Source organism: Microbacterium sp. FW305-3-2-15-F-LB2, from assembly GCF_058787255.1.
Genome location: NZ_JBYSZO010000001.1, coordinates 1,861,675 through 1,875,291, shown reverse-complemented (window position 1 = coordinate 1,875,291; position 13,617 = coordinate 1,861,675). Strand labels below are relative to the sequence as shown.

Below are 13,617 nucleotides of genomic sequence, written 5' to 3'. Positions count from 1 at the left end.
TCCCCGACGCTGCGTCAGATCGGGACGTCGACGCGGAACAGACGCATCGATGTCCCGACGAAGGGCACGACATCACCGGGCGAGAGGCGAGGGGTGTCGTCCGAGGGCGTCTCGTCGGCGCTCGACCACAGCGAGACGTACTCGACGTCCTCCGCGAGGTCGGGCAGCGTGACCTCGACGGGACTCTCGTTCCCGTGCACGACGAGCAGGATGCGGTTGAGTTCCTCGTTCTCGGGCGTCGAGGTCGCGAGGTACTGGAGCGTGCGGTGCGAGGGATCGGTCCAGCGCTCGCTCGACATGGTCTCGCCGTGCTCGTCGAACCAGTCCATGAGCGAGGCGGAGGGGATGTGTTCCCCGAGACGCGCGAAACGGACGGGACGCAGAGCGGGGTTCTCCCGGCGGAGGCGGAGGAGACGCTGGGTGTGCGCGAACAGATCCTCCTGCCACGGCGCGAGGTCCCACGCGAGCCACGTGAGCGGGGAGTCGTGGCAATACGCGTTGTTGTTGCCGCGCTGCGTGCGTCCCATCTCGTCGCCCGCGGTGATCATGGGCACCCCGGCGGACAGAAGGAGCGTCCCCAGAAGATTGCGCATCGCCTTCCGGCGCGTCGCGAGGATGCGCGGGTCGTCGGTCCGGCCTTCGGCGCCGTGGTTGTACGAGCGATTGGTGTCGGCCCCGTCGCGGTTCTGTTCGCCGTTGCCGAGGTTGTGCTTGACGTCGTACGAGACGAGGTCGCGCAGAGTGAACCCGTCGTGGGCGGTGACGAAGTTGACGCTCGCGAGCGGACCGCGTTCTTCCGAGAACGTGTTCGACGACCCTGCAAGACGTGTGGCGAACCCTCCGATGCCCACCGGCGCGGTGCTGGCGCGGCGGGCGTAGTCGATGTCGCTGAGCCAGAAATTGCGGACGCGGTCGCGATAGCGGTCGTTCCACTCGAGCCACCCGTCGCCGAAGCTGCCGGTCTGCCAGCCGCCCATGCCGACGTCCCACGGCTCGGCGATCAGCTTCGTGCCCGCGAGCACCTCGTCGTCGCGGATGGCCTTCAGGAGCGGGTGGTCGGGGGTGAAGGAGTGGTTCTCGTCGCGGCCGAGCGTGACGGCGAGGTCGAATCGGAAGCCATCGATCTGCACGTCCTCAGCCCAGTAGCGAAGAGAGTCGAGCACGAGGCGGGCGGCGGCATCCGTCGACGTGTTCACCGCGTTGCCGCACCCGGTCTCGTCGATATAGACGCCCTCGTCGGTCTGGCGGTAGTACGAGCGGTTGTCGATTCCGCGGAAGCTCGAGCGGGGGCCACCGATGCCCTCTTCCGCGGTGTGGTTGTACACGACGTCGAGGATGACCTCCAGACCCGCCTCGTGCAGGAGTCGCACCATGCCCTTGAACTCCCGCAGCACGGCCTCGGGGCCCTCCGCGCGGCTCGCGGAGGTCGCGTACGCGGCGTGCGGCGTGAAGAAGTTGAGGGAGTTGTAGCCCCAATAGTTGGTCAGTCCCAGGTGCAGCAGACGCGGCTCGGTCGCGAACGCGTGCACCGGCAGCAGCTCGACGCTCGTGATCCCGAGCGACAGGAAGTGCTCGATCATCGCCGGGTGGGCGAGGCCCGCGTACGTGCCGTGCAGGGCCGGGGGAACCCGGGGATGCCGCTTGGTCAGCCCCTTCACATGACCCTCGTAGATCACCGTGCGGTCCAAGGGGACGCGCGGCTTGGCGACTCCGCCCCAGTCGAAGCCGCCGTCGACGACGACGGAGCGCCAGTCGCCGAAGCCGCCGGACACGAGACCCCGCGCGTAGGGGTCGAGGAGCAACGTCTGCGGGTTGAACGTGTTGCCGGGCGCGTGGGGTCCGCCCACGCGCACTGCGTAACGTGCGCCGGGTCGCAGCAGAGGGCTGGTCGCCTCGAACACCCCGCCACCGACGGGGGTCATCGGCACGGTCTCGACGGCCCAGTCGAGATCGACGTCGTCGAAGACGACGAGGTGCATCGCGTCTGCGTGCGCCGACCACACCCGGAGCGTGCCCCCGTCCTGACCGGGCCGTACGCCGAGGTCGTTCAACGACGGGGCGAGGAGCGCAGAGGGAGCAGACAGGGCCGCTTCGGGTGGGACCATGCGTCCTAGGGTAGTGAAGGACTCGGATGGGAAGCGGGAGGGTGAATGTCGGTCTATCTCGACCACGCCGCCACGACCCCGCTGCGGCCGGAGGCGCGCGACGCGTGGCTCTCCGCGCATGAGGTGCTGGGCAATCCCTCGTCGATCCACGGGGCCGGTCAGGCGGCACGGCGGCTGTTGGAGGACGCCCGGGAGCAGCTCGCCGAGATCCTCGGATGCCAGCCCATCGAGGTCGTGCTGACCTCGGGTGGCACCGAGGCGACGAACCTCGCGCTCAAGGGCATGTGGTGGTCGCGGGTGCCGTCCACCGACGCGATCGTCCTGCCGGACGGCGAGCATCACGCGACCCTCGACACGGTGGCCTGGCTTACCGGGGAGGCCGGCGCGAGCGTCCGACCCGTGCGGTTGGACGGGATCGGCCGCATCCCCGTCACCGACTTCGCCGTCGCGCTGCCGGGGGCGGCCCTGGCCACCGCGCTCGTGGCGAACAACGAGGTCGGAACGGTGCAGGACGCCGCGGGTCTCGCGCGCGCCGCCGCCGATGCCGGTGTGACCCTGCACCTGGACGCCGTCTCGGCGCTCGGGCAGGTGGCCGTCGACTTCGCGCGGTGGCGCGGGCCCGGGTCCGACCCCGGTGGCCTCGTCGCGCTGTCCGTGTCGGCGCACAAGGTGGGCGGTCCTGTCGGAGTGGGTGCCGCGGTCGTCTCCCGCCACGCGCGACTCACCCCGCTGCTGCACGGCGGCGGGCAGCAGCGCGGACTCCGCGCCGGGACGCAGGACGCCGCGGGGGCAGCCGCGTTCGCCGCCGCCGCTGCCGCGACCGAGGCGGAACGCGAGCGCGAGTCGGTGCGGCTGGAGGCGCTCCGCCGGCGCCTGGTGCACGGCATCCAGGAGGCCATCCCGGCCGCGCGTCTCCTCGGCGACCCGGACGACCGACTGCCGGGAAACGCGCACGTGCTCTTCCCGGGGGCGGCGGGGGAGACGCTGCTGTTCCTTCTCGACATGGCCGGGATCTCGGTGTCGACCGGGTCCGCGTGTCAGGCGGGCGTCGCCGAGCCCTCTCACGTCGTCCTCGCCCTGGGCCTCGACGATCGCGCCGCACGCTCGGTCCTCCGCCTCACGCTCGGGCGCACGTCGACGGACGACGACGTGGATGCCGTCCTCGCGGCGCTCCCGTCCGCGTACGAGCGGGCCGTGGCATCCGGCGCCCGTTCAGCGGGCGGTTCGTAGACTGGGACGATGCGAGTTCTGGCGGCGATGAGCGGTGGCGTGGACTCCGCGGTGGCTGCGGCCCGCGCGGTCGAGGCGGGGCACGACGTCGTGGGTGTGCACTTGGCGCTCTCGCGCGCCGGGGGAACCCTCCGCGCAGGAAGCCGGGGCTGCTGCACGATCGAAGACGCGATGGACGCCCGACGCGCCGCCGACAAGCTCGGCATCCCCTTCTACGTGTGGGACTTCTCGGAGCGGTTCCGCGATGACGTCATCGAGGACTTCGTCTCCGAGTACCGTGCCGGACGCACCCCGAACCCGTGCATGCGCTGCAACGAGAAGATCAAGTTCGCCGCGCTGCTCGAGCGGGCGCTCGAGCTCGGTTTCGACGCGGTGTGCACGGGCCACTACGCGACGCTCGTCGAGACGCCCGGCGGGCGCGAACTCCACCGGGCCTCGGATGCCGCGAAGGACCAGTCCTACGTCCTCGGCGTCCTGACCGCGGCGCAGCTCGCGCACACGTACTTCCCGCTCGGATCGACCCCGTCCAAGGCCGTCGTGCGCGCCGAGGCCGAGGAACGCGGTCTCTCCGTGGCGCAGAAGCCCGACAGCCACGACATCTGCTTCATCCCCGACGGCGACACGCGCGGGTGGCTGGCGGATCGCGTGGGCGCCGAGCAGGGCGAGATCCTCGACCGCTCCGGTGCGGTCGTAGGACGCCACGAGGGAGCGCACGCGTTCACCGTCGGACAGCGCCGGGGGTTGCAGCTCGGCGTCCCCGCGCCCGACGGCAAGCCGCGGTTCGTGCTCGAGGTGCGGCCCGTGAACAACACCGTCGTCGTGGGCCCGAAAGAGGCGCTGGCGTGCGCCGAGATCTCCGGTGACCGCTTCACGTGGGCCGGACGTGCGCCGGAGGCCACGGAATTCGGATGCCACGTGCAGATCCGCGCCCACGCCGACCCGGTGCCCGCGATCGCGGTGCTCGAGGACGGCGTGCTCACGGTGCGTCCCGACGAGCCGTTCGACGGCGTCGCGCCCGGCCAGACGGCGGTGCTGTACGACGGCACGCGGGTGATCGGACAGTTCACGATCGCGCGCACGGTGTCCGCCGTCCCCGCCGAGGTGTGACCCGGCTCGTCAGTCAGCTGCGGTCTCGCCGCGGCTCACGGCCGCGGAGGAGATTCGGGGACGGGAGGACCACGGCCCCGGGATCGCCCCTCCGCCCCGGGAATCTCCTCCCGTGCCCGTGTGCGCCACAACCCCCGCCGGCGATGTCGGGAGCCGTCCCTAAGCTGGAGGCGTGACCGAGCACGACCAGCTTCCCGACCTGACCCTCGACGAGGCGCGCGGCGAGGCGGCCGACCTGACGCAGCGCATCGTCGACGCCCGCGACGCCTACTACGGGCGGGATGCCGAGCTCGTCGACGACGCGACGTACGACGGCTGGATGCATCGGCTCGAGGCCATCGAGCGGCTGTATCCCGAGCTCCAGGGTCAGGACAGCCCCACCCTCTCGGTGGGTGCGGCTGAGGCGACCGACCTCGTCACCATCGAGCACGCCGAGCGGATGCTGAGCCTCGACAACGTGTTCTCCCCGGACGAGCTGCGCGACTGGGCGATCAAGACCGAAGCGTCCGCCGGGCGACCGGTGAAGTGGCTCAGCGAGCTCAAGATCGACGGGCTCGCCATCAGCCTGCGGTACGAGAACGGCGTGCTGACCTCCGCCGCAACGCGCGGCGACGGGCGCGTCGGCGAGATCGTGACCGACAACGCGCTCCGCGTCGCGGGCATCCCGCGGGAGCTCACGGGCGTCGGGCATCCGACCCTCGTCGAGGTGCGTGGCGAGGTCTTCATCCCCGTCGCGGCGTTCGAGAACCTCAACCGACTCCAGGGCGAGTATCGCGAGCGGGCCGTGGCCGAGGCGCGCGAGCGCGCGACCGCACGGCGCGGCGGGGCGAAGGCGTTCGACGAAGAGAAGGCCGAGCAGGCTGCGGCGCGTCGTTTCCCGGCGTTCGCCAACCCGCGCAACGCCGCGAGCGGTGGCCTCCGACAGCAGATCGAGAAGAAGACCGGGCTCGAGCTCGAGGCGGGTCTCGCGCGGATCGCCTCGCTCGCCCTGTACGTCCACGGCATCGGCGCCTGGCCCGACCCGCCCGTCGCCGCCCAGAGCGAGATCTACGACCTCCTGAAGTCGTGGGGGCTTCCGACCTCGCCGTACAGCCGGGTCGAGTCCACCGTCGAGGAGGTGCTCGACTTCGTCGCGCACTACGGCGAGCACCGGCACGATGTCGAGCACGAGATCGACGGCGTCGTCGTGAAGATCGACGAGCTGGCGTTGCACGACGAGCTCGGCGCGACGAGCCGCGCACCGCGCTGGGCGATCGCGTACAAGTACCCGCCCGAGCAGGTCAACACGAAGCTGCTCGACATCGTGGTGTCCGTCGGCCGCACGGGTCGGGCGACGCCGTTCGCCGTCATGGAGCCTGCGCGGGTGGCCGGCAGCGTCGTGCGGCAGGCCACGCTCCACAACCAGGACGTCGTCAAGGTCAAGGGTGTACTGATCGGCGACACCGTCGTGCTGCGCAAGGCCGGCGACGTCATCCCCGAGGTGCTCGGCCCGGTGGTCGAGCTGCGCGACGGTACGGAACGCGCCTTCGTCATGCCGGCGGACTGCCCCGAGTGCGGGACGCCTCTGCGCCCGGCCAAAGAGGGTGACATCGATCTGCGGTGCCCCAACGCGCGATCCTGCCCCGCGCAGGTCCGTGGCCGCGTGGAGCACATCGGTTCGCGGGGGGCCCTCGACATCGAGGCGCTCGGCGAGGTCACGGCTGCGGCACTGACCCAGCCCGACGTTCCGGCCGAGCCGCCGCTCGACACCGAGGCCGGTCTGTTCGACCTCACCGTCGAGCAGCTCGTGCCGATCGAGGTCGTCGTGCGCGACGCCGAGACCGGCGAACGCAAGATCGACGAGAGAACCGGCGAGGAGGTTCGGCGGGCGCCGTTCCAGAAGCTCGGCGCCGCGACCTACCCGCCTGGAACGGAAGACCTCGATCCGGCCGAGCGGCGACGTCGCGGCATCCGGAAGGACTACCGCGAGGCACTGCCCTCCGAGCAGGCCGTCAAGCTCGTCGCAGAGCTCGAGAAGGCGAAGACGAAAGACCTCTGGCGTCTGCTCGTCTCGCTCAACATCCGCCATGTGGGTCCCGTCGCCGCGCGTGCCCTGGCGCAGTGGTTCGGGTCCCTGGATGCCATCCGTGCCGCCTCCCGCGAGGAGCTTGCGGCCGTCGAGGGCGTCGGCGGCATCATCGCCGACGCCGTGATCGACTGGTTCGACGTCGACTGGCACCGCGAGATCGTGGACCGTTGGACCTCCGCGGGCGTGCGCTTCTCGATCCCCGGTCATCCCGGCCCCGGAGCGGCAGCCGCCGCGGGCGGAGTCCTCGCCGGACTCACCGTCGTCGCCACCGGCTCCCTCGAGGGCTACACCCGCGAGGGCGCTCAGGAGGCGATCATCCAGGCGGGTGGCAAGGCGGCGTCCAGCGTGTCGAAGAAGACGGACTTCGTCGCCGCAGGCCCCGGCGCGGGCTCCAAGCTGGCGAAGGCGGAGGAGCTCGGCATCCGGATCCTGGATGCCGCCGGCTTCCACCTCCTCGTGACCCAGGGTCCCGCCGCGCTCGAGACCGCCACGGCACCCTCGGAGGAGTGACCCGCCGCTTTGGGTCAGTCCGCGAGCAGACGTTCCTTGACCTGACGGCGCAGCACCTTGCCGATGAGCGACTTCGGCAGTTCGTCGACGACCACGACGCGACGCGGCACCTTGTACGGCGTCAGGATGCCGCGCGCGAAGGTGCGCACCTCTTCGGGGTCGAGGGTCGAATCGGGGGAGGCGACGACGGCGGCGACGACCTCTTCGCCGGAGTGCTCGCTCGGCAGCCCCACCACGGCGACGTCGGCGATCCCCGGGTGCTGGCGCAGGACGTTCTCCACCTCGGTGGGGGCCACGTTGAACCCGCCCGTGATGATGAGCTCCTTGATGCGGTCGACGATGCGGACGAATCCGCCCTCGTCGATCGTGACGATGTCGCCGGTGCGGAACCATCCGTCGACGAAGACCGCCTCGGTCTCCTCGGGCTTGCCGTAGTAGCCCGAGAACACCTGCGGCCCGCGCACGACGAGTTCGCCGCGCGCGCCCGGCTCGACGTCGGTGTGCGGATCGTCGGGATCGACGACGCGGCACTCGGTGCCCGGCAGCGGCAGTCCCACGGTGCCCGGCACGCGGTTCTCTGCCACGGGGTTGGCCATGAGGACGGGCGAGCATTCGCTGAGGCCGTAGCCCTCCACGAGGTAGCCGCCGGTCGCCTTCTCGAACGGCACCACCAGGTCGTGCGGGAGAGCCATCGCACCCGAGATCGCGATGTCGGTGCCCGCGAGCGACACGCCCTGCGCCTCGGCGGCGGCGAGGAGTCGCTCGGCGATCGGTGGGACGAGCGGCAGGAAGGTCGCGGGATGCCGCTTCGTCACAGCGAGGACGAGATCGGGGTCGAACTTCGGGAAGAGCACCAGGCGCGCCCCCATCGACATCGCGAAGGTGAGGCACAGGGTCAGCCCGTAGGCGTGGAACATCGGCAGGACGGCGTAGACGACGCAGCCCTCGCCCCGCACGATCGACGGCACCCACGCACGCGACTGGGCGGCGTTGGCCAGCAGGTTGGCGTGCGAGAGCATCGCCCCCTTGGGCGTGCCCGTCGTGCCGCTGGTGTACTGGATGATCGCCAGATCGCCGGTCGCCGGGCGGGGGTGGGACTCCGGGAGGGGGTCGTGGCGGACGAGCTGCGTCCAGGGGGTGGCATCCGAGGTCTTCTCGGTGAGCGCTGCGCGTGCCTCCCGCGCCTTGGCGACGGGGAGGCGCAGGGCCACCTGCATACGCAGCGGCATGGCCTGCGTGACATCGACCGAGACGAGCGTCGTGACGCGGAGGTCGGCGGGGAACTCCTGCACGGTCTTCACGACCTTGCTCCACACGACCGCGTGCTTCGCACCGTGATCCTCGAACTGCTTACGCAGCTCGCGCGGAGTGTAGAGCGGGTTATGCTCCACGACGACCGCGCCGAGACGCAGCACGGCGTAGAAGGCCACGATGTGCTGGGGGCAGTTCGGCAGCACGATCGCGACGGGGTCGCCGGCCCGCACGCCGTGCGCGGCCAGCGCCGCGGCGACACGGGCGACCTCGGCCGAGAGGTCGGCGTACGTGGTGGTCCGGCCGAAGAACTCCAGCGCTGGCGCATCCGGGTAGTCGCGTGTCGAGGCATCGAGGATGTCCACGAGCGACCCCGACTGCGGCTCGAGGTCTTCCGGCACTCCGGGGGCGTAGCTGGCGGTCCAGGGGCGAGGCGGGTCGAAGCTCGTCACGGTTCCAGCGTAGGCCGGGCCCGGTCCCGGCGCGCGGTGCCCGCGAACTAGACTTGCGGAGTGTCTGAAATCACCCCTGATCTCGTGCGCCATCTCGGTGTGCTCGCTCGGATCCAGTTGAGCGACGACGAGGTGCAGCGCCTCACCGGGCAGCTGGATGCCATCGTCGACAACATCGCGAAGGTGTCCGAGGTGGCAACGCCGGACGTCGCCGCCACGAGCCACCCGATCCCGCTGCAGAACGTCTTCCGCCCCGATGTCGTGCAGCAGCAGCTCACTCTCGAGCAGGTGCTGCAGAACGCGCCGGACCAGGCCGACGGCCGGTTCCGCGTGACCGCGATCCTGGGGGAGGAGCAGTGACCGACCTTACGCGCCTGAGCGCCGCCGACCTCGCCGCCGCTCTCACCGCGAAAGAGGTGTCGAGCGTCGAGGCGACGCAGGCGCACCTCGATCGCATCACCGCCGTCGACGGCGACGTGCACGCCTTCCTCCACGTCAGCGACCACGCCCTCGACGTCGCGGCCGACATCGACCGCCGCCGCGCCGCGGGCGAACAGCTCGGCGAGCTCGCCGGTGTGCCGCTCGCCGTGAAGGACGTCCTCGTCACGACCGACATGCCGTCCACGAGCGGATCGAAGATCCTCGAGGGCTACATGTCGCCGTACGACGCGACCGTCGTGGCGCGCGCTCGCGCGGCCGGTCTCGTGCCCCTCGGCAAGACCAACATGGACGAGTTCGCCATGGGGTCCTCCACGGAATTCTCCGCCTACGGCCCGACCCGGAACCCCTGGGACCTCGACCGTATCCCCGGCGGTTCGGGTGGCGGTTCGGCCGCGGCCGTGGCCGCGTTCGAGGCGCCGTTGGCCCTGGGCTCCGACACGGGCGGGTCGATCCGTCAGCCCGCTCACGTCACCGGCACGGTCGGCGTGAAGCCCACGTACGGCGGAGTCAGCCGCTACGGCGCGATCGCGCTGGCATCCAGCCTCGACCAGGTCGGTCCCGTGACCCGCACCGTGCTCGACGCCGGTCTTCTGCACGACGTCATCGGCGGACACGACCCGCACGACTCGACGTCGCTCTCCGACGCGTGGCCGTCGTTCGCGGCCGCCGCGCGCGAGGGTGCGTCGGGTGCCGTGCTGAAGGGCCTCAAGGTCGGGGTCATCCGCGAGCTCGACGACCGCGGATTCCAGAAGGGCGTCTCGGACTCGTTCCGCGCGGCGCTCTCGGCGATGGAGGCGCAGGGTGCGGAGATCGTCGAGATCAGCGCGCCGCACTTCGAGTACGGCGTCGCGGCGTACTACCTGATCCTCCCCGCGGAGGCATCCAGCAACCTCGCCAAGTTCGATTCGGTGCGCTTCGGTCTGCGCGTCACCCCTGAGGGCACCCCGACGGTGGAGAACGTCATGGCCGCCACCCGCGACGCCGGGTTCGGCCCCGAGGTCAAGCGCCGCATCATCCTCGGCACGTACGCCCTGTCGGCCGGGTACTACGACGCCTACTACGGCAGCGCGCAGAAGGTCCGCACGCTCATCCAGCAGGACTTCGACGCGGCGTTCGCCGACGTGGACGTCATCGCCACGCCGTCGGCCCCGACGACCGCCTTCCGCCTCGGCGAGAAGATCGATGACCCGCTGCAGATGTATCTCAACGACGTCACCACGATCCCGGCGAACCTCGCCGGTGTCCCGGGCATCTCGATCCCGAGCGGCTTAGCCGAGGAGGACGGGCTGCCGGTCGGCATCCAGTTCCTCGCTCCCGCCCGCGAGGACGCGCGCCTGTACCGTGTCGGCGCGGCCCTCGAGGCGCTGCTCGTCGACCAGTGGGGCGGTCCGCTGCTGGACCGGGCCCCTTCCCTCACGAACGGAGCGACGCGCTGATGGCCAAGGATGCGCTGATGGACTTCGACGAGGCGCTCGAGATGTTCGAGCCGGTCCTCGGGTTCGAGGTCCACGTCGAACTGAACACCGCGACGAAGATGTTCTCCGCCGCGCCCAACCCGGCGAACGAGGCGAACCACGGCGCCGAGCCGAACACGCTCGTCGCCCCGGTCGACATGGGCCTGCCGGGTGCACTGCCGGTCGTGAACGCCGAGGCGATCCGCTCGTCGATCAGCCTGGGTCTGGCCCTCGGCTGCTCGATCGCGCCGTCGAGCCGCTTCGCGCGGAAGAACTACTTCTACCCCGACCTGGGCAAGAACTACCAGATCTCGCAGTACGACGAGCCCATCGCGTTCGAGGGTTCCGTCGAGGTCGAGCTCGAGGACGGCACGATCGTCACGGTGCCGATCGAGCGCGCGCACATGGAAGAGGATGCCGGCAAGCTCACGCACATGGGTGGGGCCACCGGTCGCATCCAGGGCGCGGAGTACTCCCTCGTCGACTACAACCGCGCGGGGGTGCCGCTGGTCGAGATCGTGACCAAGCCGATCGTCGGCGCGGAGCACTCGGCCCCCGCACTGGCGAAGGCGTACGTCGCGACGATCCGCGACATCGTGCGCGCCCTCGGCATCTCGGAGGCACGTCTCGAGCGCGGCAACCTCCGCTGCGATGCGAACGTGTCGCTGCGCCCGCGGGGGCAGGAGAAGCTGGGCACCCGCACCGAGACGAAGAACGTGAACTCGATGCGGTCCGTCGAGCGCGCGGTGCGGTACGAGATCCAGCGGCAGGCCGCGATCCTCGCCGCGGGCGGCACGATCACGCAGGAGACGCGCCACTGGCACGAGGACACCGGGCGCACGTCGCCCGGGCGTCCGAAGTCGGATGCCGATGACTACCGGTACTTCCCCGAGCCGGATCTGCTGCCGGTCGTTCCGGCGCCCGAGCTGATCGAGGAGCTGCGCGCGGCCCTGCCCGAGCCCCCCGCCGCCCGCCGTCGTCGTCTGAAGGCCGACTGGGGCTTCGCCGACATCGACTTCCAGGGCGTCGTGAACGCCGGGCTGCTCGACGAGGTCGAAGCCACCGTCGCCGCGGGTGCGACGCCGGCCGCCGCACGCAAGTGGTGGTTGAGCGAGATCAGCCGCATCGCGAACGCCGAGGAACGCGAGCCCGCCGAGCTCGTCAGCCCCGAGAACGTGGCCGCGTTGCAGAAGCTGGTCGACGCCGGAACGCTGACCGACAAGCTCGCGCGCCAGGTGCTCGAGGGGGTCATCGCCGGTGAAGGCACTCCGCAGGAGGTCGTCGACGCCCGCGGGCTCGCCGTCGTGTCGGACGACGGTGCGCTCATCGCCGCCATCGACGACGCCCTCGCCGCTCAGCCCGACGTGCTCGCGAAGATCCGCGACGGCAAGGTCCAAGCCGCCGGCGCCGTCATCGGCGCCGTCATGAAGGCCATGAAGGGTCAGGCCGACGCCGCGCGCGTGCGCGAGCTCGTGCTGGAACGCGCCGCCGCGCAGTAAGCACCCCCGGATGCCACGGCTCCACCGGTCCGCGCGACCGGGGCCGTGGCATCCGTCGTTCGCCGGGCGTCCTCGACGCCGCACGGGTCGACGGCGGCCGCACAACCTCGGTGATTCGCCCGATGTCGGTGCGCTCGCGCGAATCCGAACCGAGGTTGTGCGGATCGCTGAGTCCGCGCGCCCACCCCACCGGCCGCAATGTCGGAGGCCCGGGGGAGAATGGATGCCATGGGACGCGGGGACGGCACGGGGCGCATCGTCTCGCCGCCCGACGCCGACGACACGGGAGCGGGCATCCTGCACGTCGACATGGATGCGTTCTTCGCGTCGGTGGCCGTGCTCGATGACCCCTCGCTCGCGGGCAAGCCCCTCATCATCGGCGGGTCCGAGGGGCGCGGCGTCGTCTCGAGCGCGTCGTACGAGGCACGTCGTTACGGCGTGAAGTCGGCGATGCCGGTGGCGGTCGCGCTCCGCCTGTGCCCGAACGCGATCGTGGTGAACCCGCCGTACTCGCGATACACCGAGATGTCGCGGCAGGTCATGGCGATCTTCGACGAGATCACGCCACTCGTGGAACCGCTGTCGATCGACGAGGCGTTCCTCGACGTGCGCGGCGCGAGGCGACTGTGGGGGAGCCCGGGAAAGATCGCGCGCGACCTCCGTACCCGGGTCAAAGAGCGCACGGGCCTGACGTGCAGCGTCGGCGTGGCCGCGACGAAGCACGTGGCGAAGATGGCATCCACGATCTCCAAACCCAACGGCCTGCTCATCGTCGCGGAGGCCGACACCGAGGCCTTCCTGCGTCCGCGATCCGTCCGCGCCCTCTGGGGCGTCGGACCGAAGGCGGCCGAGTCGCTGGAGTCGCGAGGGATCCGGCTCATCTCCGACGTGCTCGACACGCCCCGTCCGGTGCTCGAGCAGGTGCTGGGCCCGGCGATGGGCGAACGTATCTGGCACCTCGCGCGCGGAATCGACGCTCGCGAGGTGCACACGAGCCGGGTCGAGAAGAGCGTCGGCCACGAAGAGACCTTCCACACCGACATCTCCGACACCCGGACGCTGCACGTCGAGCTGCGGCGGCTCGCCGACCGCGTCGGTGCGCGCTTGCGCAGCCAGGAGTTCGAGGCATCCACGATCTCGATCAAGGTGCGCTTCAGCGACTTCACGACGCTGAGTCGTTCGCGGACGCTGCCCGAACCCACGTCGGTCGGCCAACGGATCGGCGATGCCGCGATCGAGCTGTTCGACGGAATCGACCGCCGACAAGCGGTGCGGCTCGTCGGCGTGCGCGGCGAGAAGCTCCGGCCGACGTCAGCGGCCGCGACGCTGTGGGACGACGACGCGGAGTGGCGGCGCGTCGAGGGGGCGCTCGACGGTGCCACCGCGCGGTTCGGGCGCGGTGCCGTGACGCGCGGCTCGCTCCTCGGTCCCGCCCGCGGCGGCGGCGCACTGCCGACGAACCCCCGTCCCTCGTACGAGCACTGACACGGCCCGCCCGCG

The 13,617-nt window shown here is 71.0% G+C and carries 9 protein-coding genes; 7 read left to right on the top strand and 2 right to left on the bottom strand.

Annotated features, from left to right (window positions below):
• Positions 1-14: 14 nt before the first annotated feature.
• On the bottom strand, positions 15-2,105 hold the full coding sequence (glgX, locus tag AC3WLZ_RS09110; protein WP_492469814.1) for a glycogen debranching protein GlgX: 2,091 nt from the start codon (positions 2,103-2,105) through the stop codon (positions 15-17).
• A 45-nt stretch (positions 2,106-2,150) separates the two neighbouring features.
• Between glgX and AC3WLZ_RS09105 the strand changes: the two genes are divergently transcribed.
• The 3 genes from AC3WLZ_RS09105 (at position 2,151) to ligA (ending at position 7,020) form a co-directional block, all read left to right on the top strand.
• Complete coding sequence (locus AC3WLZ_RS09105; protein WP_412924658.1) at positions 2,151-3,335, top strand: cysteine desulfurase family protein; 1,185 nt, start codon at positions 2,151-2,153, stop codon at positions 3,333-3,335.
• 9 nt (positions 3,336-3,344) lie between these two features.
• Positions 3,345-4,442 (top strand): tRNA 2-thiouridine(34) synthase MnmA, encoded by a 1,098-nt coding sequence (mnmA, locus tag AC3WLZ_RS09100; RefSeq protein ID WP_412924657.1) that lies wholly within the window; start codon positions 3,345-3,347, stop codon positions 4,440-4,442.
• Between the two features lie 172 nt (positions 4,443-4,614).
• On the top strand, positions 4,615-7,020 hold the full coding sequence (gene ligA, locus AC3WLZ_RS09095; RefSeq protein ID WP_492469813.1) for an NAD-dependent DNA ligase LigA: 2,406 nt from the start codon (positions 4,615-4,617) through the stop codon (positions 7,018-7,020).
• A gap of 14 nt (positions 7,021-7,034) precedes the next feature.
• Here the strand turns inward: ligA and AC3WLZ_RS09090 are convergent, their stop codons facing one another.
• On the bottom strand, positions 7,035-8,723 hold the full coding sequence (locus AC3WLZ_RS09090; protein ID WP_492469812.1) for a long-chain-fatty-acid--CoA ligase: 1,689 nt from the start codon (positions 8,721-8,723) through the stop codon (positions 7,035-7,037).
• A gap of 60 nt (positions 8,724-8,783) precedes the next feature.
• Here AC3WLZ_RS09090 and gatC point away from each other — a divergent pair, with 60 nt between their 5' ends.
• From gatC to AC3WLZ_RS09070, 4 genes are all read left to right on the top strand, one after another.
• Positions 8,784-9,083: an Asp-tRNA(Asn)/Glu-tRNA(Gln) amidotransferase subunit GatC gene (gene gatC, locus AC3WLZ_RS09085; RefSeq protein ID WP_412924654.1), complete on the top strand. Its 300-nt coding sequence runs from the start codon at positions 8,784-8,786 to the stop codon at positions 9,081-9,083.
• Positions 9,080-10,600, top strand: coding sequence for an Asp-tRNA(Asn)/Glu-tRNA(Gln) amidotransferase subunit GatA (gene gatA, locus AC3WLZ_RS09080; RefSeq protein WP_492469811.1), 1,521 nt, complete (start codon positions 9,080-9,082; stop codon positions 10,598-10,600). The genes gatC and gatA overlap by 4 nt, the downstream gene beginning before the upstream one ends.
• The gene (gene gatB, locus AC3WLZ_RS09075) at positions 10,600-12,117 is read left to right on the top strand and encodes an Asp-tRNA(Asn)/Glu-tRNA(Gln) amidotransferase subunit GatB (RefSeq protein WP_412924652.1); all 1,518 of its coding nucleotides are present in this window, start codon (positions 10,600-10,602) and stop codon (positions 12,115-12,117) included. The genes gatA and gatB overlap by 1 nt, the downstream gene beginning before the upstream one ends.
• 228 nt (positions 12,118-12,345) lie before the next feature.
• Positions 12,346-13,602 (top strand): DNA polymerase IV, encoded by a 1,257-nt coding sequence (locus AC3WLZ_RS09070; protein WP_492469810.1) that lies wholly within the window; start codon positions 12,346-12,348, stop codon positions 13,600-13,602.
• Positions 13,603-13,617: the final 15 nt, after the last annotated feature.

What these genes read in the sequence shown, in the direction of transcription:
- glgX (WP_492469814.1), bottom strand. Translation starts at nt 2,105, where the DNA reads ATGGTCCCACCCGAAGCGGCCCTGTCTGCTCCCTCTGCGCTCCTCGCC.
- mnmA (WP_412924657.1), top strand. Translation starts at nt 3,345, where the DNA reads ATGCGAGTTCTGGCGGCGATGAGCGGTGGCGTGGACTCCGCGGTGGCT.
- gatB (WP_412924652.1), top strand. Translation starts at nt 10,600, where the DNA reads ATGGCCAAGGATGCGCTGATGGACTTCGACGAGGCGCTCGAGATGTTC.
- AC3WLZ_RS09070 (WP_492469810.1), top strand. Translation starts at nt 12,346, where the DNA reads ATGGGACGCGGGGACGGCACGGGGCGCATCGTCTCGCCGCCCGACGCC.
- AC3WLZ_RS09105 (WP_412924658.1), top strand. Translation starts at nt 2,151, where the DNA reads ATGTCGGTCTATCTCGACCACGCCGCCACGACCCCGCTGCGGCCGGAG.